Source organism: Streptomyces sp. PA03-5A (assembly GCF_033792725.1).
Classification (GTDB): domain Bacteria; phylum Actinomycetota; class Actinomycetes; order Streptomycetales; family Streptomycetaceae; genus Actinacidiphila.
Map to the genome: position 1 here is coordinate 192,052 of NZ_JARAVL010000014.1, position 20,851 is coordinate 212,902.

The 20,851-nt window shown below is 67.7% G+C and carries 20 protein-coding genes and 1 pseudogene; 4 read left to right on the forward strand and 17 right to left on the reverse strand.

Annotated elements, in window-relative coordinates; genetic code table 11:
• Positions 1 to 189: 189 nt before the first annotated feature.
• Both PV410_RS19560 and PV410_RS19565 read right to left on the reverse strand, forming a co-directional pair.
• Positions 190 to 741, reverse strand: coding sequence for a hypothetical protein (locus tag PV410_RS19560; protein ID WP_500326167.1), 552 nt, complete (start codon positions 739 to 741; stop codon positions 190 to 192).
• A 398-nt stretch (positions 742 to 1,139) separates the two neighbouring features.
• The gene (locus tag PV410_RS19565; protein ID WP_500326168.1) at positions 1,140 to 1,871 is read right to left on the reverse strand and encodes a DUF6193 family natural product biosynthesis protein; all 732 of its coding nucleotides are present in this window, start codon (positions 1,869 to 1,871) and stop codon (positions 1,140 to 1,142) included.
• Positions 1,872 to 2,186: 315 nt separating this feature from the next.
• Here PV410_RS19565 and PV410_RS19570 point away from each other — a divergent pair, with 315 nt between their 5' ends.
• The gene (locus PV410_RS19570) at positions 2,187 to 2,459 is read left to right on the forward strand and encodes a hypothetical protein (RefSeq protein ID WP_500326169.1); all 273 of its coding nucleotides are present in this window, start codon (positions 2,187 to 2,189) and stop codon (positions 2,457 to 2,459) included.
• Positions 2,460 to 2,672: 213 nt separating this feature from the next.
• Here the strand turns inward: PV410_RS19570 and PV410_RS19575 are convergent, their stop codons facing one another.
• The gene (locus tag PV410_RS19575) at positions 2,673 to 3,362 is read right to left on the reverse strand and encodes a hypothetical protein (RefSeq protein WP_500326171.1); all 690 of its coding nucleotides are present in this window, start codon (positions 3,360 to 3,362) and stop codon (positions 2,673 to 2,675) included.
• Between the two features lie 499 nt (positions 3,363 to 3,861).
• Here PV410_RS19575 and PV410_RS19580 point away from each other — a divergent pair, with 499 nt between their 5' ends.
• A complete protein-coding gene (locus tag PV410_RS19580; RefSeq protein ID WP_500326173.1) occupies positions 3,862 to 4,122 on the forward strand; it encodes a hypothetical protein in 261 nt (86 codons plus the stop codon).
• Between the two features lie 563 nt (positions 4,123 to 4,685).
• Here the strand turns inward: PV410_RS19580 and PV410_RS19585 are convergent.
• The 10 genes from PV410_RS19585 to PV410_RS19630 all read right to left on the reverse strand — a co-directional run bounded on the left by PV410_RS19585 (position 4,686) and on the right by PV410_RS19630 (position 14,685).
• Positions 4,686 to 5,882 carry a serine hydrolase domain-containing protein gene (locus tag PV410_RS19585; protein ID WP_500326175.1) on the reverse strand — a complete coding sequence of 399 codons (1,197 nt, stop codon included), beginning with the start codon at positions 5,880 to 5,882 and terminating at the stop codon, positions 4,686 to 4,688.
• 56 nt (positions 5,883 to 5,938) lie between these two features.
• Positions 5,939 to 6,724, reverse strand: coding sequence for a response regulator (locus tag PV410_RS19590; RefSeq protein WP_500326177.1), 786 nt, complete (start codon positions 6,722 to 6,724; stop codon positions 5,939 to 5,941).
• Positions 6,721 to 7,944 carry a sensor histidine kinase gene (locus PV410_RS19595; protein WP_500326178.1) on the reverse strand — a complete coding sequence of 408 codons (1,224 nt, stop codon included), beginning with the start codon at positions 7,942 to 7,944 and terminating at the stop codon, positions 6,721 to 6,723. Before PV410_RS19595 ends, PV410_RS19590 begins: the two co-directional genes overlap by 4 nt.
• Positions 7,944 to 8,102: a hypothetical protein gene (locus PV410_RS19600; RefSeq protein ID WP_500326180.1), complete on the reverse strand. Its 159-nt coding sequence runs from the start codon at positions 8,100 to 8,102 to the stop codon at positions 7,944 to 7,946. The genes PV410_RS19595 and PV410_RS19600 overlap by 1 nt, the downstream gene beginning before the upstream one ends.
• A gap of 279 nt (positions 8,103 to 8,381) precedes the next feature.
• Positions 8,382 to 9,620: an MFS transporter gene (locus tag PV410_RS19605; RefSeq protein ID WP_500326182.1), complete on the reverse strand. Its 1,239-nt coding sequence runs from the start codon at positions 9,618 to 9,620 to the stop codon at positions 8,382 to 8,384.
• Positions 9,621 to 9,939: 319 nt separating this feature from the next.
• Complete coding sequence (locus PV410_RS19610) at positions 9,940 to 10,326, reverse strand: nuclear transport factor 2 family protein (RefSeq protein WP_500326184.1); 387 nt, start codon at positions 10,324 to 10,326, stop codon at positions 9,940 to 9,942.
• A gap of 510 nt (positions 10,327 to 10,836) precedes the next feature.
• A complete protein-coding gene (lpdA, locus tag PV410_RS19615) occupies positions 10,837 to 12,222 on the reverse strand; it encodes a dihydrolipoyl dehydrogenase (RefSeq protein WP_500326222.1) in 1,386 nt (461 codons plus the stop codon).
• A 263-nt stretch (positions 12,223 to 12,485) separates the two neighbouring features.
• Entirely contained in the window at positions 12,486 to 13,082 is a 597-nt protein-coding gene (locus PV410_RS19620; protein WP_500326186.1) for a TetR/AcrR family transcriptional regulator, read from the reverse strand.
• A 249-nt stretch (positions 13,083 to 13,331) separates the two neighbouring features.
• Positions 13,332 to 13,673 (reverse strand): GNAT family N-acetyltransferase, encoded by a 342-nt coding sequence (locus tag PV410_RS19625; protein ID WP_500326188.1) that lies wholly within the window; start codon positions 13,671 to 13,673, stop codon positions 13,332 to 13,334.
• 94 nt (positions 13,674 to 13,767) lie between these two features.
• Positions 13,768 to 14,685 carry an NADP-dependent oxidoreductase gene (locus PV410_RS19630; protein ID WP_500326190.1) on the reverse strand — a complete coding sequence of 306 codons (918 nt, stop codon included), beginning with the start codon at positions 14,683 to 14,685 and terminating at the stop codon, positions 13,768 to 13,770.
• A gap of 1,229 nt (positions 14,686 to 15,914) precedes the next feature.
• Between PV410_RS19630 and PV410_RS19635 the strand changes: the two genes are divergently transcribed.
• Positions 15,915 to 16,544 (forward strand): TetR/AcrR family transcriptional regulator, encoded by a 630-nt coding sequence (locus PV410_RS19635; RefSeq protein ID WP_500326192.1) that lies wholly within the window; start codon positions 15,915 to 15,917, stop codon positions 16,542 to 16,544.
• Between the two features lie 60 nt (positions 16,545 to 16,604).
• Here PV410_RS19635 and PV410_RS19640 read toward each other — a convergent pair whose 3' ends face one another.
• On the reverse strand, positions 16,605 to 16,910 hold the full coding sequence (locus PV410_RS19640; protein ID WP_500326194.1) for a GNAT family N-acetyltransferase: 306 nt from the start codon (positions 16,908 to 16,910) through the stop codon (positions 16,605 to 16,607).
• A gap of 586 nt (positions 16,911 to 17,496) precedes the next feature.
• On the opposite strand from PV410_RS19640, the gene PV410_RS19645 reads away from it, so the two are divergent.
• Entirely contained in the window at positions 17,497 to 19,461 is a 1,965-nt protein-coding gene (locus PV410_RS19645) for a SpoIIE family protein phosphatase (protein WP_500326195.1), read from the forward strand.
• On the opposite strand, the gene PV410_RS19650 is transcribed toward PV410_RS19645, so the two are convergent.
• From PV410_RS19650 to PV410_RS19660, 3 genes and pseudogenes are all read right to left on the reverse strand, one after another.
• Positions 19,458 to 20,027: an alpha/beta fold hydrolase gene (locus tag PV410_RS19650; RefSeq protein WP_500326197.1), complete on the reverse strand. Its 570-nt coding sequence runs from the start codon at positions 20,025 to 20,027 to the stop codon at positions 19,458 to 19,460. The genes PV410_RS19645 and PV410_RS19650 overlap by 4 nt on opposite strands.
• A gap of 51 nt (positions 20,028 to 20,078) precedes the next feature.
• A complete protein-coding gene (locus PV410_RS19655; RefSeq protein WP_500326199.1) occupies positions 20,079 to 20,495 on the reverse strand; it encodes a Tn3 family transposase in 417 nt (138 codons plus the stop codon).
• Positions 20,446 to 20,604 (reverse strand): annotated as a pseudogene (locus PV410_RS19660) (hypothetical protein); the annotation flags it as partial. The pseudogene PV410_RS19660 and the gene PV410_RS19655, both read right to left, overlap by 50 nt.
• Positions 20,605 to 20,851 lie beyond the last annotated feature (247 nt).

Consider the following 20,851-nt stretch of genomic DNA (forward strand, 5'->3'; position numbering starts at 1 on the left):
CGGGGCGTTGGCGCGATCTGCATCGCCGCTGGCTCGGCAAGACCGACGAAACACGCCCGCATCCGAGACCACGGCGCACGGGCTCCTGACACCCCTCCCAACACTCAAGATCGCGTTACGAACTCCACGGGCCGGGACGGTCACCACGAGAGGCACACGAGGATGCCTAGAGTGGCGGCGGGGACGCGGTCAGCGCTGCCAGAGGAACGCGGCCCGCTCGCAGGGCCGGCAGACGAAGGTGTAACCCAGGCCACCACCACCGAAGTTCGCGGAGGTGGCGTGGTCGTGGCCTTCCTCCAGTTCCGCCACGAACGCCATGGGCGCGGCGCAGGAAGGGCAGGACGGCGTCTCGTCGTTCTGCAGCCAGTCCGGCTCGCCGCCCAGCCGTCCGAGGACGGGCGCCGTCGTGGCGACGTCGACGGGCTGCGGGCGCAGCGCGGTGACGGCGCCGAGCAGCGTCTCGCCCTCGGCGGGGACGGCGGCCGGACCGAGCGGGCCGGTGAACAGGTAGGCGCGGTTGCCACCCGCGGCGGCGTCCCAGTCGTCGCACATGCCCGGGTCGTTCTGGCAGAAGAAGACGGCGACCGCCCCGCCGTCGACGGGCAGGTGCGCGAGGAACTGCAGCGCCCCGGCACAGTTCCGGCAGGTCGGCCACACGAAGCCCTCCGGGACGAGCGGGACTCCGCCGGTACGAAGGACGGGCGCGTCGGGGGCGGCTTCCCCGTCGTGGATCAGGAGCACGGCGACAGCCTAGACGACTGGGTCCGCTGTTCTCAGTGGTCGTGGGCGGTCAGGGATCGTTGGTTCTTGGCGTCGCCACTCCGGTTGTGCCGGATGCCGGCTGCGGGGCGAGGGGGCGTTGCCCGGTGCGTGCGAAGAATCCGGCCAGGGTTCTGCCACCGTGTTGTTCCGGACTGAGCCGACCTGAAGGGGTCGGAGACGGCCTCGATCCACTGGCGGCACACGGGCACGTCGTCCATGCCGGCGGCCTCCTCCTTGCGGTCGGGTAGGACCCGGTGGACGTCGAAACGCTCGGTGAGCATCGCCTCGAACTCCCGGCCCGCGAAGCCCTTGTCGGCGAGGGGCCGCCTGTGCGGTGCGGATGAGACGGTGGTCGCGTTCCAGCACCGCGGCTAGGTTCATCCGCCCAGCGCGACTGGCGCCAGGCCGGAAGGCAGATGGTGCACGGCCAGTGCCACAGCCTCCTTCGCCGTGGTGAAGACGCCGAGGTCCTCGTTGGCGATGCTCCCGCCCGCTCCGTACGTGCCATCGCTTTTCGCGGCCAGGTACGGTCCGACGACGGTCAGGCGCGGGCGGGTTGTGGTCGAGAAGCGCAGCGCCCAGTGGCTGGTGAACGGGTAGAGGGCGCGCAGGACCGGCTCGGCGTACGCGGCCTCGATCAGGGCCTGGTACGTCTCGTGCCAGTCGTACTCCATTTCGGCCGCCTCCAGGCGCAGGCTCTGCCACTCGGATTCCGTCAGCCGTGCGGGATCGTGGTCCGGCACCTCAAATCGTCCGGTCACATGCACGAAGGGTGCCGCTCGGCGGATGTCGTTCAGGGACGCCCCGTCGTGCCACGCCAGGGCGGCACTGGCGATTTCTGCCAGGTCGTCTGTCCTACCGTCGATGAGGGCCAGGCTCTGGAACGGTTCCGTGCCCCGGATCGACCAGACTCGTTCGTACGACCAAGCACTGATCTTCAGCGGTTCGCGATGCGGCAAGGTGCTGGGCACAACCGCATGGACCAGGTCCGAGGACCGGACCGGAACGGCGTCGAGGCGACCTTCCGCCGCGGTCCGGAGCGCTGCGGCAAGGCTGCCACAGGCCGCGACGTCGGGGTACAGGACAGCGGGGTCAGGAGGTGTCGGCACGACTCCAATTGTGCCTGAGCCCCTGGTTGCCTGGGGTGGATGCGTTGATGCATCTCTGAAGAGACGATCGCTGATCCTGTGCGGCAGGGTTGGTTCGCAGGGTGAAGACGAGTGGTCTGCGGAGGGACCACGTGGCCAGAGGATGCCAGCGGCGCTGAGCCGGAGTGCGCACGGTGGCGCGCTGCTCTAGTGTCGGAAAAAGGGGTGGTCTGCCGAGCCGACCGCTGCGAGGCCCGCTTCCACGGTCATGCACCGGTCGTGTCCGCTGCTCGGCGCCTTGAGTTCCCGACCGGCCCCGGAGAGCAGGTGCCTCCCATGCGCACGTCGATCCGAATCGCCAGTGTCCTCACCGGTCTGACCGTCGCACTCGGCGGCGCGGCTTTCCCCGTCCCCGCCGCCCACGCGGACATCCCGTCCTGCACGAACATGGTCCGGCAAACGGGCGTCGAGGTTTCCGACGCCGTCACAACGGCGTGCACCCTGGGGGTACACGGTGACCTGAAGGGCTGTGTGAGCGGCCTGACCGGGGCCGGCGTACCGGGCGGCGCCGCCACCGGGGCCTGCCGGGCAGCGGCCAACCCGCCGTGACGGCGCTTGTCGCCGGGGCCTTCACAGGTGAGACCACCTCACCGGGGCCGGCCAAAGGTCGCCACCTGTGGACAGTTGCCTGGCCCGCTTCGTGGGTTGGGAGATCAGCTGCGTGACCTGCCGCACGGGGCCCGCCCCTCATCGGGTGAGCCCACGCACGCGTGACTCCAACTGCACGTACAACCTCGGCGGAATCGAACGGGCCGCAGGTAGTCACTGCCCGGAGGTCGGCGTGCCCTGCGCGGCGATCGACTTGGGGCCGCATGAAAGTCGGGCGGCTTCTCGTGCAACGGCCAGGTCGGCTTCGCTGCCGGGACCGGTCCGGGTGCCGCACTCAAGGGTGCCCGAAGCCTCCGCCGTCCAGCTCTTCGCATGCCCGATGGTCACGGTTTTCGTGCCTGGGCACGTGTACCGGAAGTCCGCCTCGACGACGTGTGTCTCGTTGTACAACACAAATCGGCCTGCCCCGGGCGTCGAGACGGCCCGGCTCAGATTGGGATCGCCCGGTCTTCTGCCGACCTCGGTGAAAGGCATGTCGGCGGAAGTGTCATCCTCCTGGGCCTCGCCTACCAATTGCGCAAGGGAAAACAGCACGTCACGCGACGGCAAGGCTGGACCGCTCGCCAATACGGATGTCTCGGGCCACGAGACCCGGTGCTTGGGTGCCTTCGTGAACGTGCCGCCGCCCTTGCCGAAGGTCTCCACCTCGGAGAGGGCGGAGAGCCGAACAGGCCGCTCGACGTTGAACCACTGGTACGTTCCGTTGACGCAAGCCCTCGGACCCATGGTCCGAGCCGGCACCGACGGCGCTGCCTTGCCTTCGGTGTACGTGGCGGTTTCGGTACACCCACCAGCGCCTGCGATCGCCACGAGGGCGACACCAGTAGCGATCGTTCGCCTCATGGCGATTCCCTCACGTAGTGCTCGGCGAGCGGCCGGGTCTCACCCCTGGAGCGAGGGGCCGATGCATGATCGCATAGTGGCGCACGGTGTTGCGCGCGGCCGCCGTTGAGCCGCCCTCCCTGGAGATCGTTGACGAGCGATTCCGTAATCTCCGCGCTGCTCGGCAAGCAGCAGTTCGGCACGCCCGCACTGTCAGACGCTGGACAGCTGGGACTCCGAAGCCCGGTTCGTGTGGTTCTCGACGCCGACCGATCGCATCAAGGTGGGGCACCTGCGCCGTGACCCGGGAGCAGCGCTGCATGTCCGGGGCGGCAACACACGAATAACTACGCGAATATATGACTATTTAAGCCCGATGAGAAATTGAATTGCATTTCGTGAGAAGCAGTGTTCTGCGGTGTTTTGGCGACGCCGGAGGGCGAGGATCAGCGCATGCCCGGCCGAACGGTCCGGGCAGTCCCGGGGCCGTCAGCCCCCGTTCGTACGGAAAGGCCTGAACATGATCAACGGGTTGAAGAGGGCCGCGGCCCTGGGCGCGGCAACGGTGGCCCTGGCCGCGGGCGCGCTCGTCGGCACGGTCGGCACCGCGTCGGCCGCCCCGCAGGACCACCGGCCGCCGAAAGCGTCGCACCACTGCGCGAAGGTGGCGGGCCACTGGGCACGGCAGTGGCACCCGGGGTTCCGGGACCGGCACCACCGCTGGCACCCCGGCAAGTGGACCCGCGTCTGGCGCCCCGCCCATCACGAGTGCCACCGCTGACCCCGTAGCTGACGCCGGCACCCGCCCGTAGGGGTGGCGGCGACCCGAACCGGAACCGGCCCCGACACGCCGCTAGAAGGCGTGATGGGGCCGGTTCGTCGTGTGCCCCGCACCTGCCGCCAGGTAGACGTCCGCTGGGAGCACCGGTCGGACGACATCGTCGCTTCGAGCAGAGGCGCCGCGGCGGAGGCCCGGTGCACCGCTGAGGTACAGGGTCGTGGCGGAGTCGATCGTGCGGCTTGGATGCGGCCGCGGGCCAGGACCGTGATGCGCGGTCCGCAGGCCGGTGGCCGGCCGGGGCGGTGAGGGCGTGTGGCAGCGTCGCGCCGAGGCCGACCGACCGCGACAGCGTTCCCGGCAGGGCGTGGGCGCGCACGTGGCGGGCGTCCAATGGTGGGAAGCAGACGGCCGCCCGGCCGCCTCCGGACGCTACCGCGGCCCGTGCCAGGTCGAGGACCTGGCACGGGCCGGCCCCGTAGGTGATGACCGTCGAGGCAGGGTATGCCCGGGTGTCCTGCGCAGGCACGATCGCGATGACTCCGGGGCGCGGAGCGCCACCGGGCTCAGGCGGACGGAGCCCCGAACGCAGCCACTATCAAGGCCAGTTCGGTGGAGTTCATGTCCTCGCCCTTCGCGTCCGTGGCACCGACGTTCATCACCATCGTGCGGGACAGGTCGCGGGTGGCGGCGATGACGCTGGTGTAGCCGTACCGGCTGCCCGTCTTGCCCCACACCTCGCGGTCGCCGAGATTGATCTTGGACAGCCCTGCGCTGTAGGAGGCCGGGGCGCCCGAGCCGTACTCACGCACCGGCGCCTCGGGCAGGGTGAACATCTCCTCCAGCTGCGGCCGAGGCACCACACGACCTGTGAACAGCGCCCGTTGGAACCGTTCCAAGTCGGCGGTGGTGGAGATGATGTCGCCCGCCGCGTAGCCCTGCGTCTGGCCCCACACCGTCACGTCGCGGAGCTCGGTCGAGCCGTCGGGGCGCGGAAAGGCCTGGTAGCCGTGGTTGTGGGGTCCTTCGATGCGCGGGTCGGTGCCGGGGTAGAAGGTGTTCTGAAGCCGCAGCGGCCTCAGAATGCGCCGGCCGACCTCCTCTTCGTAGGCACGTCCGGTGATCCTCTCGATCAGCAGACCGAGCACGGTGTAGTTGATGTTGAGGTAGTGCTGCTGGGTGCCGGGCGCGAACTCGGTCGGCTTCGCGGTCGCGTTCTCCACCATGTCCTCGGGCGAGTAGAGATCGAACCGGTGGGCGTAGGCCTCCTCGAGGGTGTCGCCCGGCATGTCGGCCGCCGGGATGCCGCTCGTGTGGTTGAGCAGCTGCCGCACGGTGACGTGCCTGTACGCCGCGGGGATCAGTTCCGGCAGGTAGCGGCGTGCGGGCGCGCTCAGGTCCACCTCCCGCGCGGCGGCGAGCTGCAGGACCACCGCTGCCGTGAACACTTTGGTCACCGAGCCGGCCCGGAAACGGCCTTGCGGATCGGCTGGGCGTCCGCTGTCCAGGTCGTGCACGCCCGCGCTGCCGCGCCACGTACCGTCCGTGCCGCCGACGCGTACGAGCGCGGCGGTGGTGTCGGAGTCGGGCAGGGAGCCGAGCGCCGTGCACAACGCCTCGGTGTCGAGCCCGCCCGTGTGCGCGGCGGAAGTACACGAGGACGGCGACGGGGGCGGAGTGGCCACAGCCGCCTGGGCCGCCGGGAAGGCCACGGCAGTCAGGGCGAGGAGAGCGGGCAGGGCGGTACGGGCACGGGCATTCATCTTGTGATCTCCTGACGACGGGAAACGGCGCGAACCGTTGCCTGCCATCCTGTTGATCACAGCCCCCGAGCGGATCGCCCGGGCGAGCGGTCTTGGTGCGGACGTCGACTCGCCCCCGCGGCGGAGCCGGCGGGCCCGCCTCCTCCGGGAGAGGGATCACGCACCGGGAGACCGGCGCCGGCCGGTCCCCCCGCAGTCACCAGTCCGGTCTCGTACGCGCAGATGACCGCCTGGATGCGGTCCCTGAGTCCGAGCTTCGCCAGCACGTTGCCGACATGGGTCTTCACGGTGTGCTCGCTGACCGTCAGCGCGGCCGCGATCTCGGCGTTGGACAGTCCCCGGGCGAGGTGCAGCAGGGTCTCGCGCTCGCGTGCGGTCAGCGCGTCGAGCCGGTCCGACGCAGGCGCCCTGGCCGGCCGGGGCCGGCTCCTGTACTCCTCGACCAGCCGGCGCGCCACCGTGGGGGCGAGCAGGGAATCGCCCTCGGCCACCACCCGCACCGCGTGGACCAGATCGTCGCGCCTGACGTCCTTGAGGAGGAAGCCGCTCGCTCCCGCATGCAGCGCCTCGTACACGTACTCGTCGGAGTCGAAGGTGGTGAGCATGATCGTTCGGCAGTCGGTTGCCGCACTGATGGCGCGACACGCCTCGATCCCGTCCGTGCCCGGCATCCTGACGTCCAGGAGCGCCACGTCCGCGCCGTGGAGCCGCACGGCCTCCGCCGCCTCGGCCCCGTCAGCCGCCTCCGCGACCACCTCGATGCCGGGCTGGGCGTCGAGGATCATGGCGAAGCCGCTGCGTACGAGCTCCTGGTCGTCGGCCACCACCACCCGAATGGTCACCCGTCCACCTCCATGAAGACATCAGCCAGCGGAAACCGCACTCTCACCCGGAACCCCGTGCCGTCCGGGCCCGGGCCCGTCTGGACGGTCCCGCCGTGCGCCGCGGCCCGCTCCCGCAGCCCGATCAGCCCGTGCCCCGTGCCCCCACCCGGCCTGCCGCCGGTGCCGACAGCGGCCCCCCTGCCGTCGTCGGTGACCGTGATCTCCACGGACTCGGCGCCCAGCTCCACGCACACCGTCGCGGATTCCGCGGAGGCATGTCTGACCACGTTGGTCAGCGACTCCTGCACGATCCGGTAGACGGTCGCTTCCGTGGCCGGTGGCAGGGACCCCGGAAAACCCACGGTCACGTACTCCACGGCGAGGCCGCCCGAGGCCACCTGCTCCACGAGCAGCGGAAGATCGGCCAGAGCGGGCAGGGGTTTGCGGGACGCTGGCTCCGGGGCCTGCGTGTCCTGCCTGAGCACCCCCAGCATCCTGCGGAGCTGCGTCATCGCGTCCCGCCCCGTCTCGGAGATGGCCTCGAACGCCGCCTCGGCACGCTCCGGCGCCGTACGGACCGTGACGGGGCCGGCCTCCGCCTGCACCACCATCAAGCTCACCGCGTGCGAGAGGATGTCATGCATCTCCCGCGCGATCCGCGCCCGTTCGGCCGCTGCCGCCTGCTCCACCTCGATGCGGTTCGCCCGCTCCAGCTGAGTCGCCCGGTCCTCCAGAGCGGCCGTGTAGGCCTTCCGGGTGTGCGTGAGGCGGCCGAACCCGTACGCCGCGCCGAAGAGGAACAACGAGAACAGCAGTTCCCTGGCCTCACCGGAGTTGAGCGCCACCGAAGGGAAGATCAGCGCAAGCGTTCCCGCAGCCACGGGGATGCGCCACCTGGCCGGGGTCAGCTCGGCGACCGTGTAGAGCGCCACCAGCGCGTTGTACGGCAGGGGCTGCCCCGGTCCGTCGAGCGTGAACCGGTAGAGCACCTGCGCGGCAAGGACCGCGGCGAGCGCGGTCACCGGTGCCCGGCGCCGCCATAGCAGGGGCAGCACGCCGAGCGTCGTGAGGCCGTACGACGCCCAGGTGGCGGGCGGCAGTGACGGCGCGCGCGGCACGACGAACGGGATGGTCTCGGCTGCCTGCACGAGCAGCATCAGCCCCGCGTCCACCGTCCAGGGACTGGTGAGCGGCTGACGGACACGGGAGGCGAAGAGCCTCAGGCGGCCGGCCGCCATCAGGGTTCTCTGGCGACCAGGCCGAACTGCGCCACCTCCGGGCCCTGTTCGGCGCTGCCGGGCCGGTGGTTCCGGACCCGCGCATCGCGCGCAACGTCCGAAGGAATGCCTTCCGAGCCCTCCTTCCCGCGCGCCTTGCCCTCGGTCACTTCTGCCACTTGTGCTCCCCTGCGCCGTGAATACCGGTCCTGACCTTGTCAGGATCCGGCCCGGTACGTCGACCCTGGCGGGCCGTGATCGCGTCGGGACCACGAACCGTACAGGCTTCGCTCGATGGGGGCATGGCACCCAACGCGTAGGCGCGCTACCGCCCGTAGGGGTGGGAAACCGCATTTCCGGTGGCAAGTTCCCGGTTGCCCTCGCAGTCATGCGGCGAGCCCACCTCATTGCCTGCTCATGACCGGGTGACGCCGGGATGGCGGCGAGGTTCGTCGTGATCACCCACCACGACGGCTGATCCCGGTCATGTCGGTGTGCGGGTCGCGTGCAGCGAGGACGCTGAAGAAGGTGGCGACGATGGCGAGTACGGCGTATCCGAGGGCGATCTGCGGTAGTGAGAAGGCGTTCGAGAGCTGGCCGGAGATGAGGCTGGGGAAGGCGGCTCCGCTGTAGCAGAGGAGGTAGATGGCGCTGAAGATCGGTGCCCGGTCGGCGAGGGTGCTGCCGTGCAGCAGGCCGCGGGTGGCGGAGCTGATGGCGATGCCTTGACCGGTGCCGGCGATGATGGTCGCGGCGATGAACAACGCCAGTGTGCCTACGGCGATCGCTGTGATGATGCCGATCCATCCGGCCAGGAAGATGACCATGCCGATTCGCTGGGCCGCCGCGGAGGTGAACCGGCCGCCGATGGGAGCGCCGAGAACGCTCGGGGCCATGTAAAAGGCGAACAACAGGCCGAGGATGAGCGGGCTGTGGGTGTGGAACTGATCTGCGACCAGTGCGGGCACGAAGGCCTGGTAGAAGGCCCCGGTCGCCCAGGTCGCGAGGAACACCGCGGCGGCGACAGGCAGCAGATGCCTGACTCGGACCGGTATGCGGACCCGGGGTAGCAGTGATTGCCGAGCGCCCGGCGTCGGCTTCGCGGTTTCCGGACTGATGACGATGAGTGCGGCAGACAGTACGAGGAATCCGGCGCAGACCAGGTAGATGAGGTGGCGTGGCCAGGGGCCGAACTGGACCAGGGCGCCGGAAGCGATGGCGCCGAGGGTGAGGCCGAGCATGGGCCCCTGGCTGGAGGCGACGGAGGCCAACCATTCCGGTCTGGTGGGTGCGGCGTCGACGATGTAGGAGGTGAGGCTGCTACTGGCCACCCCTGTACCCACACCCATCAGGAGCCGGCCGGACAGCAGGGTCACGATGTCGTGCACGTTCAGCAGGAGCAGACAGCCCAGCAGGAGCAGGCCGAGACTGGCGATCGCGGTGGGCCGTCGGCCCAGATGACCGGACAGTCGTCCCAGCACCAGCAGTCCGGCGATGGTGCCGACGGAGTTGCTGACGACGGCCAGTGAGATGCCGGCGTTGGTGAACCCGTCCTCGGCCCGGTAGGTGTTGAACAAGGGGATCGGTGCGGCCGACGCGGCAAACGAGGCCACCAGGGAGACCACTGCAGAGGAGAAAGCCAGGTGGAGCGATCTGCCCCGGCGGGTCAGGTTGATCACTGGTGCCACGTCCTGCATCGAGCAGTGCCTTTCCATGAGTCGGTGAGTCGGGTCCCGACCCGACCGAAGTCCTCGGGCGCTATTCGTCTGCTGCGGCCGGGTGTGCGGGAGAGGATGACGGGGTCGTGGACTGTTCGCACACGGACAGCGTCGGCGTGGCCGACTGCGTTGGCGGCCACACCGGCGCCGATTCCACTGGTGGTGTTCGCAACCTGTGCCGACGTGCGTGAGCGCTGGAGTGAGGTCGCGTCGTCTCGGCCCATTGCCGTGTCGTGACGTGCCTGCGCGCATGGCCCCCACCTGGAGCGCGACCAGCAGCCTCGACCGGGTGGTCGGGTCAGGTGCCCGGGGCGATCGCACAGGCCGAGACGCAGACCCAGCCACCCTCACGCTTCTGGTACGTGTCCGTGTACAGGGCTTCCTGAGCCGCTCCGTCGGCGAGCATGGTGTAGGTGGCGCGGCCGTGGACCAGGGCAACGTCACTGAGGATGCGGACCTTGACGTCGTGCACAGCGAGATCCTTGAAGGGCCGCGGCTCGGCGATGTATTCGAGGAACTCGGCCCGGTTGCGCGTGACACCCGGAGTCTGCACGACGAAGTCCTCGGCGAGCAGCTCGCTGAAACGCTGGACGTCGTTGAACTGGTCGGAGTGGACGTAGTCGTTGTTGAGCTGCTCGAGGATCGCAAGATCTTCGATGGACTGCTTGGTGTTGGTGTCGTTCACTTTCTTGTTCCTTCCCTGCGTGTTGCGGCGTCGCTGCAGGTGGGCTGTTGTTTCGGTGCCGTGTACGCCGTGCCGGCGCGCACGGTTGCGGTCTGTCGATCACGTGCTGGTCGACGCGGCGAACGAGGCCATCAGGGAGACCACCGCAAAGGGGAATGCCTCGCGTTCGCCATGGAATGCAGCCGTCGCGGTCCGGATGCGGAGACAGACGCCTCTCGCGCGCCGCGGCCCCTTCGGAGCCCGGGCCTTGCACTTCCTCAAGCTTCGCAAAGACGAAACGGGACTGTCAAGTCCTCTTAGTTTTAGAATTGCCGATCGCGGACCAAGAAATATGCAGGTCAGAGGTATCTCACCCGAGAGCAGCGTCGTGGAGTATGGACCATGTAGCTCTTCGTAGAGGTGGCGACCGTGGACGGCACGGTCTGGCGGCCTGCGGTCGGCCCGGACCCTGTGCAGTACTGGGACCACGACTGTTGCGCATCGCGGTCGCCGGGCAGCACTTTCGCAGGGTCAGACGTGCGAGTGCAGCGGTTTGCCTGTGAGCGCGAGAGCCGCCTCACCGAGCGCCTCACCCTGTGTCGGGTAGGCGTGGACGAGGCCGGCGACGTCCTGAGGACGCGCTTCCCAGTTGTAGATGAGCTGGGCTTCCCCGATCTGCTCACTGATCCGGTCGCCGATCATGTGCACACCGACGACTGCCCCGCCCTTCCTCCGGACCACCTTGACGTGCCCTTCCGTTCTCAACATGCGGCTACGGGCGTTGGTCGCGAGGTCGTAGACGACGAAGTCGACGTTCTCGGCCCCGTACGCCTGCTTGGCCTTGGCCTCCGTCAGGCCGACCGACGCGATCTCAGGGCGGGAGAACGTGACGCGCGGGACGCCGTCGTAGTCGATCGGCACAGCAGCCTTCTTGGCCACTCGTTCGGCGACGAGGATGCCCTCGGCGAAGCCGACGTGTGCAAGCTGCGGGGTGGGGACCAGGTCTCCGATGGCGGAGATGGTGGGGACGCTGGTGCGCATGTACTCGTCAACCAGCACGTGCCCCTTGTCCATGACGACGCCGGCCTCCTCGAAACCCAGGCCTTGGGAAACAGGGCCTCGTCCGACGGCCACGAGCAGGAGGTCGGCTTCCAGCGCTTTGCCGTCCGCCAGACGGACGCGGATGCCGTCCCGTGTGTACTCGCTGCCGACGAAGGGGACACCGAGGTGGAGGGAGATACCCCGCTTGAGGAACTCCGTCTCCAACCGGCTGGAGACGGTCTCGTCCTCCGTCGGGACGAGGTGTGGCAGGGCCTCGACAACGGTGACCTGGGCTCCGAACGACGACCACGCGGAGGCGAACTCGACGCCGATCACTCCGCCGCCGAGCACGATCACGGACTTGGGGACGTGGTCGAGGGTGAGAGCGTGGTCCGACGAGATCACTCGCCGTCCGTCGATCTCCAGTCCGGGCAGGGTTCTTGGAACGGACCCGGTGGCGAGTACGACGTGGCGGCCCGTGAGTCGGCGGCCTCCGACATCGACGGAGGTCGCCGATGACAGTCGGCCCTCTCCTTCCACATAGGTGATGCCGCGTGCGTCGACAAGACCGGTGAGCCCATTGCAGAGGCTTGAGACGACGCTGTTCTTGTAGGCGTGCAGGGCGTCCATGTCGATGCCTTGAAAGGACGAGCGCACCCCCACGTCGCGCGCCCGGCGGGCCTGATCGGCCAGTTCTGCCGCGTGCAGCATGGCTTTGGTCGGGATGCAGCCGTTGTGGAGGCATGTGCCCCCGAGCTTGTGGCGTTCGACCAGGGCGACGCTGAGCCCGAGTTGGGCTCCGCGCAATGCGGCTGCATACCCGGCGCTGCCGGCCCCGAAAACGACCATGTCGTAGGGCTCTTCGTTGTCGCTCATGTCATCGCTCCTTTGCGGTCTGCCGGGTGGTTGCCCGGTCGGCGCCGCCCCCCGGTTGTGGCGGCACTGCTCGTTTTGCACTCCACCCCAAGGGAGTAATCAGTCCATGTTGCGAGAAACCGCAAGGCCTTCTTGCGGAGAGAGGGGGGGGAGGACCGGACGGCGCGTGTGCCGTCCGTACTGGTCACGACCTGTGGCGTGCACGGGCAGCAAGCCCGCACGTCCAGGCCGAGCAGCTCTCGTACTGCCTCGTGCACCGCGTGTCAGCCCACGGTGTACGTCTTCACGTGGGCTAGCGCCATATCCATGGCGATGCGCATCGGTTCGACGTCGCGTGTCATCTGGGCGAGCAAGTAGCTTCCCTGCAGTGCGGCCATCACGGACACAGCGAGCTTTTCAGGATCGGCCTCCTCCTTGAGCGAGCCGTTCTCCTGCATCCGGCGCAGGCCTGCCGTGATCAGCTCCTGCCATTCGCCGAACTTCTCAGCGAGCAGGTGTCGGGCCGCGGGATCGTGAGGCGCGCGGGATCCGACGAGTGCACCCAGAGCGCACCCGTAGGCTCCGTCCTGGAGAGAGTTGAGGCGGATGATCGATTCGTTCCAGTGTTCCAGGGCCTGGAAGGAGCTCATCCGTGCCAAGTGCTGTCGGTCGCGATCGAGGATCTGCTGGGCACGCAACTCGATCACACTGCGTACAAGCTCGTCCTTGTCCGGAAAATGACGGTAGAACTGGGACTTGCTGGTCCTGCTCACCGCTCGCACGTCATCCAGGGTCACCGAGTGGACACCCTTGACGTAAAAGAGGTCTGCAGCGGCCTGGATCATGCGAACACGCGCTATGGCTCCGCTGGTGATCGACATTCTCTGCCCCTTCTGAGAGATGTGGAATCGATGGCGACGCGTGAGGGCGCAGTCCGGGGCGTACCGCTGGCGCCGGCCATCGAAGCCATGCGGCACCCGGTCCCATCTCCTGCCTTGCCGGCCATGGGTGACTTCCTCACCGACACCGGCTTGCCGGAGGCCTCCCTCGGCCCACCGCTCGCCGACGTCACCGCCTGCTCGGCAGCCAGGCTTGCGCCGCCGCATCTCGTTCCGCCGCGGGCGGGCGCCTCAGTTGCGGGCATCGTCGACGGCCTGCGACCCGGGATCGAGGATCTCGCGGAACTGCGGGTGCTTCTCGATGAAGCGATCCACGACGGGGCACCGGCTGGTGACTGCCGCGTGTTCCCTCACCAGGTCGGACAGCGCCTCGTGGATCAACGCGGTCCCCAGGCCGCGGCCGCGGTAACCCTCCTGGACGTACGTGTGCGTCAGGCTGTACTGGCCGCCCTTGCGCTCGTAGGCGAGCAGCCCTGCATAGTTGCCGTTCTCTTGAACCTCGTAGAACCTGTTGTCTTCGTCCTTGAGGACTCGGATCGAGCCGCTCACGTCAGTCCACAGCACCTTGGCCATCGCTGTTCCTGTATCTGTGCTGGCTCCGCCTGGATGACGGGGCCTGTCGATCACCTAATGGACTAGATCGTCCTCTTGGAGGGTTGATGAGCCTTCAGCGGACGCGGATGATGGTCTTTCCCCTGACCCGCTCGGTCGGATTGAAGGCCGCGACGGCATCATCGAGGGTCGCGACGTTGCTGATGACCGTACGCAGCCGTCCGTCCCGCACCCGCTGGACCACCTCACGCAGCTGGAGGCGATCAGGCTCGACAACGAAGTCGATGGCCAGGCCGTCCGCAGGTCGCGCCTCCGGCGGGCCGGCGATGGTCACCAGCGTTCCTCCGGCTCGAACCAGGCTCGCGGATCGCTTCCCTACGTCGCCACCGATGACGTCGAAGACCAGATCAACTGCGCCGACGTCTTCGAGTGTGTCGTTGTCCAGGTCGACGAACTCCGTCGCGCCGAAGTCGAGCACCGTCTGACGATCGGCGGCACGTCCGGTGCCGATGACGTAAGCACCCGCCTCGCGCGCTAGTTGCGTGACCATCGATCCGACTCCGCCGGCCGCACCGTGCACGAGGACGCTCTGCCCCGGCTGAAGACGCCCAAGCTCGAACAGGCCCTGCCACGCCGTCAGGCCCGAGATCGGCAGGCTCGCGCCCACCGTGAAGCCAACATCGCCGGGCAGCGGCGCGAGGTTACGTGCTTCGACGGCCGCATACTCCGCCAGCGTGCCGTCGCGGGTCCAGTCCGTGAGGCCGAAGACTCGCTGTCCCACGGACAGCCCCGTCGTGCCATAGCCGAGGGCACTGACCACTCCGGCGAGCTCATGACCGGGGATCGATGGTGTGCGGTCGCGGCCCAGGCGGTCCGTCCAGTTCGAAGGCCACGTCAGCTCCCCTGGGGTGAATCCGGACGCATGAACCTCAACAAGCACATCGTTCCCTGCCGCCTCGGGCGTGGGGCGCTCCACCAGCCTCATTCCGGCCGTCCCACCCGCGGCCTGATCGGTCACCACAATCGCCTTCATCGGGTACTCCCTGCATCCCGTCGCCGTCCGCGCGCCACGCACGCCCATCCACAAAGGAAAGTGAACTAAAAGGTCCACAACATTGGTCCGATCTGAACTCTAACAGCATGCTCAAGTCGATGACTGGTCGAGATGGTCCCGTTCCAAGGAGACCGGGTCAGCCCCGCTGACGCCTGCAGCCGGGTCTCCGGGACGATGGCGACGAAGGACAGCCCTGGGGACCGACCCGCCGCCCATACGGACGGTGCCGCTGGCAGCCGACGGATCGCCTCTACGCGTCACCGGTCTCCGCGGCCGGCCACCAAAGCGCCCTGGCGGCGATGAGCGGGCGGCTGGTCACCGGGGCCGACGCGGAATCTTGCGCTGCTCGACTCGCAGCAGGTGGGACGGGGACTGCGCCATACCCCACGCGTGTCCGGGGTCAGGGTTTGATGAGCACCTTCAGGCTCCTGCGGTCCGCCATGCCCTGGTAGCCGGTCGGGACGCCGTCGAGGCCGGTGCTGGGGTCGCCAGCGCCGTGCATGAGTGCTGCGCGCATCAGTGATGCTCCTCTTTCAGGTGGTGCCTGCGGGAGCGATCGTGCGTATCGGCTGGCCTCCGAGCGGAGAATGCCGGCGACGGGCGTGCGGCGGCCTTCCATGTCGAGCCGGGTCCGCCCTGCTCCGCATCCGCACCCTTCGCCAGTGATCACACAGCGCTACCATCGACCACGGAACAGAGTCGTGTTGGTGCGGAGCAACAGCCGCCGGTTGGACTGCGCAGCCCCTCGACCACTGCAACCAGAGTTGCCACTCCGCCCGGAACGCCACCGATAATCGCCGGTTATCAGCTCCATAAGACGTGGAGCCCACCGCCCTCTTCCCTTATGACGCAAGCGAGAGGACCATGCAGTCCATCTAGTGACGTGCCTGCGAATGTCGCCATCGTCGGGGTTCCGACCGCGCTCACGGGAACCTGATGCGTGCCGGCGCGGGCTGCTGCCCAGAAGTCATCGCGAGGGGAAGTGAGGCCCACATTCGAGCGTTCCCACGGTTCGCATCCAGTGAGAGGCAGAGGTGGTCCATGTGACAGGCAAGTCACGAAAGTCACGCGCACCTGCGAAGGCCGCACCTCATGCGCTCGACGCCCCGGTGGGCACGGAGCAGCCGACCGGTACCCCCCAGCGTGGGTCGGCAGCACTCTCAGACTCTTCCGCGGACCCGGTGATCGCTCGTAGTAATATCGGGCACATGTCCGTAGATGATGCTCCTAGGCAAGAGCGACGCCTGACCTCGCGTGGGGCTGTCACCCGTGACCGCATCATTCAGGCCGCTGCCGACCTTTTCTACGTGAGGGGCGTCAACGCGGTCTCACTCGACGACGTACGAGCGACGAGCGGGACGAGCAAATCTCAGCTGTATCGCCACTTCGCGGACAAAGACCAGCTTGTCCACAGCGTCATCGAACTGCGGGCCGGTCAAGTCCTGAACCGTGATCGCCAAATGCTGGAGCGGATGAATTCCCTTCGCGCGCTGGAGCGATGGAGCGACAAGGTCATCCATCTCAACTCTTTGCAGAACGGTGCCTACGGGTGCGCGTTGGGCTCGCTCGTCAGCGCGCGGGCGGCGCAGGACCCGACGTCGAGGAGCAAGCTTGCCGAGACGTTCGCTGACTGGCAGCAGCTCATCTCGGCAGGCTTGAAGCGCATGCAGGAAAACGGCTCGCTCCGCCAAGAAGCAGACCCGGAGCAGCTCGCCACCGCTGTCATGGCCGCCTTGCAGGGTGGCTATTTGCTGGCCCAGACCGCCCAGGACGTCGAGCCGATGCGCGTCTCCATGCAGATGGCGTTGAGCTACGTCCGCTCCTACCTCGTGGACTGAGCCGGATCCTCGGCTCGATGCTTTGCCACGCAGGCGGGCAGTTGACGGCCGGCCGGCTGGTCAGCCCGATGAAGGCGAGACCCAGGTGCCCGAATGTTTCGCGTCGACCAGGCTGAGGTATTCGGGATTCTTGCGTATGAACCTGTCGACGACTGGGCAATAATTTGAAATGGTGTTTCCGTGGATGCGCAAGAAGTCCAGGGTGCTCTTGATGAGGACGTTGGAGAGACCTTGCCCGCGGAATGCGTGATAGATGACAGTGTGCATCAACACGCGTCGATTGCCGTTCGATCGATAGCCCATGTGACCGACCGTCTCACCCGCTACGGAGATCTCGTAGCGATACTCCCTCTCGTTGTCGCTCACCACCACAGACGATTCCGCGTCTGAAAAAAGAACGTCAGACATCTCAGCCCTCCAGCCCATCGCGAAAGCCCCATAGTGGGAAAGTTGCCAGAAGTCGATCGGCGACTGCCGTGAGGAGGTTCAGCCTCTGGACGAGTTGCTGTAGAGACCGCCCACCCTGGCTGTCGCGCAGCGCGATTCAGCCTAAGCGAAGTGGACGAAGCAGTCCAGTCTGAGTACGAGTCGGCATCCCGTCGGCGCAGCTGCGACCCGCGAAGGACGGCTGCACCCCGAGGAGGGGTCACCCCTCCGGATCCTGCGCGGAGCGGCACCGGACACCCCATCGATGGCACGCAGAGGCCGCTCTACCGAGCCGCCGGCCATGGCGGGCACGCAGACCGCGGTCATGCCGCTCTCGACGACGCCCCAAGGGCCGTTCACGAATTCCACCCCGGCGGCAATCTCCTCACAGGTAGACCATCTGTCGGCTGGGCTACCGACCGGCTTCGCGCCCGGCTCCCAGCGGACGCGACCTGCCCTGCGGCGACAGATAGGATTATTACGCCTATCGGGGTGATATCACTCGATGATGGTCAGGGAGCGGCAGATGGACGCCTCGGACGAACTCCTGCAGAGGGCCACACCGTCGGCTCTTTTGGCCCTGGACGGTGTCATCCGCCGCCTCAACACCGCAATGGCCTCAGCGCTTGGCAGGCCAGAGGAACGGTGCGTGGGTCGCGGCTTCAGTGACCTGCTCTCCGAAGACCAGCGGATCTCGGCCCGGAGCCTGCTGGCGCACGGGGCGACGACGAAGCGGCTCGCAATGCGGGTGCTGGAATTCCCTGGGACGGGCGAAGCGTCTGTGGTCTGCCTGGTCGAGGCGCGGCCGGTGACGGACCCCGCAGATGGCAAGCGGCTTGTGTGGGTGCACTCGTTGGACGCGCGACATGACCTGGGCGCCCTGCTGATCCCGTTTGACCTTGCAGCCAAGGCCGCCGGCCTTGGCCTATACATGTGTTCACCCGATGAGCACCAGATCGAGTGGCTGGGTGGCGAGCCCGCTCTGGCCACGCTCTTCCCGCGGGCGTCCATGTCCCTGCCCATGGTGATCCGGCGAGTGCACCCCGATGACCGAAAGGACGTGCAGCGACTCGTGCGCTCGTCCGTCGCCCAGTCCCCGTGGATCAGGTCGCGGTTCCATACCGAGCATGACGGCTGGCGCATGCTGGCCAGCCAAGCCCGCCGGATCACGCTGGGATACGGCGGTCCCGAACGGGTCTTCGGGGTGATCCGCGACGAGTCCACCGTGGAGGCGCACCGAAAGGACATGCTGGCTGCGGTGAGTGCTGAGCGGCGGCGCGCCGATGAGATCGCCGCGTTCTCCTCCGCCCTGTTCACCGCCGCCACCGAGCAGGAGTTGCAGCAGGTGGTCCTGACTCGGCTCGCCGCGGCTTACGGCGGTTTCGGCGCCCTCTTCGCGCTCGTCGACGACGGGCGCCTGCGGGTCTCCTCGGATGCCGGGATCCCCACATGGCAGACCGATGCCCTGCTCGGTCTGTCGCTGGATGAGGACCGGCCGTTGCCCTGTGCGATCCGTACCGGTCAGCCGCAATTCATCGCCAGCCGGGAGGAGCTCGCGCGGTGTTGGCTGAGTGATTCAAGTACGGCCCAGGCACCGCCTGGCCCCGATGTCGCCATGTCGATCACCCCCCTCAGCCCACCGGGCGACCGACCACTCGGGGCCTGGGCAGTGACGTACGACAGCAAGCGCCCTCCTTCCCTGGAGAAGCTCGCCTTCATGACCACTCTGGCCGATCTGGCAGGCCAGGCCCTGAGGCGCATCAGGTTGCAGCAGGCCCACGTCGAGCTGTCCACGGCGGTCCAGCAGAGCATGCTCCCCACGCTGCCCGAGCACCTCCCGGGCCTGGAGGTCGCCGTCCGCTATCTGCCCAGCCGGGACGGGCTCGATATCGGCGGAGACTGGTACGACGCGTTCTTCTTGCCCGACGGTGCGGTCGCACTCGAGATCGGCGACGCCCAGGGGCACGACGTCGATGCCGCGGTTTTCATGGGACAGGTGCGCTCGTCCATGCGTGCGATCGCCGCCCACGAGCCCGAGCCAGGAACGGTGCTGACACGCACCAACGAGTTGCTCACCACGATGGGCGCACCACGCTTCGCCAGCTGCACCATGCTGCACGTCGATCCGCGTGACGGTCAGGTCATCGGCACCAGCGCAGGCCATGTTCCGCTGCTCCACGCACGCGACGACGGCAGCCACTGCATCCGCACACTTCCCGGAGGACCCGTCCTGGGAGTCCTGCCCGATGTCGACTACCCCGAGGAGACCTTCACCTTGGAAGAAGGCACCGCGCTGGTCATGGTCACCGACGGCCTGGTCGAAGGGCCGGGACTGACGCTGGAAGCCGGACTGGAGCGGGCGGGAACGCTGGCCGGTCGCGCCCTGCACGACCGGCTCGACATCGAGGCGACGGCAGATCTCATCCTCAACGCCGTGGTCGCCGTAGACCACCTCGATGACGTGGCCGTGCTGGTCATCCGGCGCACCTAGGAGGTGCCGGCTCGGGAAGGATCGCGGCCGTTGGGCCCAGGTGCGATGGGGGCTTCCATCACGGCCATGCGGCGCACCTCCGACGGCCACTGCGCCGCGTAGGCGTAGGCGACCCACACGCCGACATCGTGGCTGACCACCTGGATGCCGTTGTTGAGTCCCAGCTGCTCCAGCAACTGATGCACGTCCTCAGCCAATTGTGCGGCCTGGTAACCACTCTTCGTGACCTGTGAGTTGCCAGTACCACGAAGGTCGACGGCGATCACGGTGTGAGTCATGGAGAGCGGGCCCATCTGCTGCCGCCACTCGGCCCATGTCTGGGGGAACCCGTGGATCATCACCACGGGCGAGCCTTTGCCGCCCTGCATGTAGTGCATACGGAAGCCGTTCACTTCCGCGTACTCGGACAGAAAACCATCGGGTGGTTGGGATTGCGGGTAAGTCGATGGCGACGGCTCCACCATCGAACTATGCCGGCGGCTTTCTCCCCACCCTTCGGAACCCGAGGTGACGGAGATTTCCAGGAGGGTCTTCAATGCCATGATGAGCCTGTCGGTCTTTCCCATTCCGATGCTCATTGATGCACCTACTCGGAGTCGCTACCTCGTCATTCCACACTAGTACTCCAGCCGTAGATCGTGATCTTCATGCCTGACGGCGACGGGCAGTAAGCGGAATCCAGGTATGCGAGGTAGACCTACCGCTCTGGTGATGTCGAGCCTGCTGTCCATATCGAGGTGACATCTCCCGTACGGGTCGGTGTGGGACCAGAACAGCGGGGACAGCCCGCGCCCGTCTGCGGTGGTGAGCTTCCCGGCCCACTGCGGGTCGTGGAAGGCTGCATGGAGAAGCTGGGTGTTGATCAGGACCATGCTGGATTGCCGGAGATGGGGTGTGAGCATGGAGACCTCGGCGTGCTCGCGTGTCTGCGCCGGTGAGGACGCTCTCGCGGCCGTAGAAGATCTTGTCGTTGGCGGAGTTCCACTCCTCGACGACCTGCAGTCCGCTGTTGACCTCGCGGTGAAGGTGCTCATCAGCGAGATAGTCGCAGGCGAAGACGGTCCTGACCGCCCACCCGAGTTTTTCGGCTTCAGGAATTCGAGGCCGTGACCGGGGCGTGTACCGGTGGTTCTGGATATCGATGAGGCCTCTCCGGAGCGTTGGAGGGGCCTCACCTGATCATGCGGTCGGATCCGTACCGACTCCGTCCGTCGGGTTCGAGGTCGGCCAGAGGTCGGTCGGCCGCAGGCTACCTGCTGGATCTCCCGGCGCAGCAGCTCCAGGTTCGCCGCGCTCAAGGGGCCCGCCTTGACCTGCCGGCCTCGCGGGCCGAAGGGCGGTACCTGCGGTCAGGGGCACCTGGCGCGACCCGCACCGCCGGGCACCTGAC

Bases quoted from the DNA above. Each gene is read 5' to 3' on its own strand.
- PV410_RS19620 (WP_500326186.1), bottom strand. From the start codon at position 13,082: ATGTCGATCACCAGCGGAGCCATAGCGCGTGTTCGCATGATCCAGGCC.
- PV410_RS19650 (WP_500326197.1), bottom strand. From the start codon at position 20,027: ATGGGAAAGACCGACAGGCTCATCATGGCATTGAAGACCCTCCTGGAA.
- PV410_RS19570 (WP_500326169.1), top strand. From the start codon at position 2,187: ATGCGCACGTCGATCCGAATCGCCAGTGTCCTCACCGGTCTGACCGTC.
- PV410_RS19595 (WP_500326178.1), bottom strand. From the start codon at position 7,944: ATGGCGGCCGGCCGCCTGAGGCTCTTCGCCTCCCGTGTCCGTCAGCCG.
- PV410_RS19635 (WP_500326192.1), top strand. From the start codon at position 15,915: ATGTCCGTAGATGATGCTCCTAGGCAAGAGCGACGCCTGACCTCGCGT.
- PV410_RS19605 (WP_500326182.1), bottom strand. From the start codon at position 9,620: ATGCAGGACGTGGCACCAGTGATCAACCTGACCCGCCGGGGCAGATCG.
- PV410_RS19585 (WP_500326175.1), bottom strand. From the start codon at position 5,882: ATGAATGCCCGTGCCCGTACCGCCCTGCCCGCTCTCCTCGCCCTGACT.
- PV410_RS19625 (WP_500326188.1), bottom strand. From the start codon at position 13,673: ATGGCCAAGGTGCTGTGGACTGACGTGAGCGGCTCGATCCGAGTCCTC.
- PV410_RS19630 (WP_500326190.1), bottom strand. From the start codon at position 14,685: ATGAAGGCGATTGTGGTGACCGATCAGGCCGCGGGTGGGACGGCCGGA.
- PV410_RS19575 (WP_500326171.1), bottom strand. From the start codon at position 3,362: ATGAGGCGAACGATCGCTACTGGTGTCGCCCTCGTGGCGATCGCAGGC.
- lpdA (WP_500326222.1), bottom strand. From the start codon at position 12,222: ATGAGCGACAACGAAGAGCCCTACGACATGGTCGTTTTCGGGGCCGGC.
- PV410_RS19645 (WP_500326195.1), top strand. From the start codon at position 17,497: ATGGACGCCTCGGACGAACTCCTGCAGAGGGCCACACCGTCGGCTCTT.
- PV410_RS19580 (WP_500326173.1), top strand. From the start codon at position 3,862: ATGATCAACGGGTTGAAGAGGGCCGCGGCCCTGGGCGCGGCAACGGTG.
- PV410_RS19655 (WP_500326199.1), bottom strand. From the start codon at position 20,495: ATGAGCACCTTCACCGCGAGGTCAACAGCGGACTGCAGGTCGTCGAGG.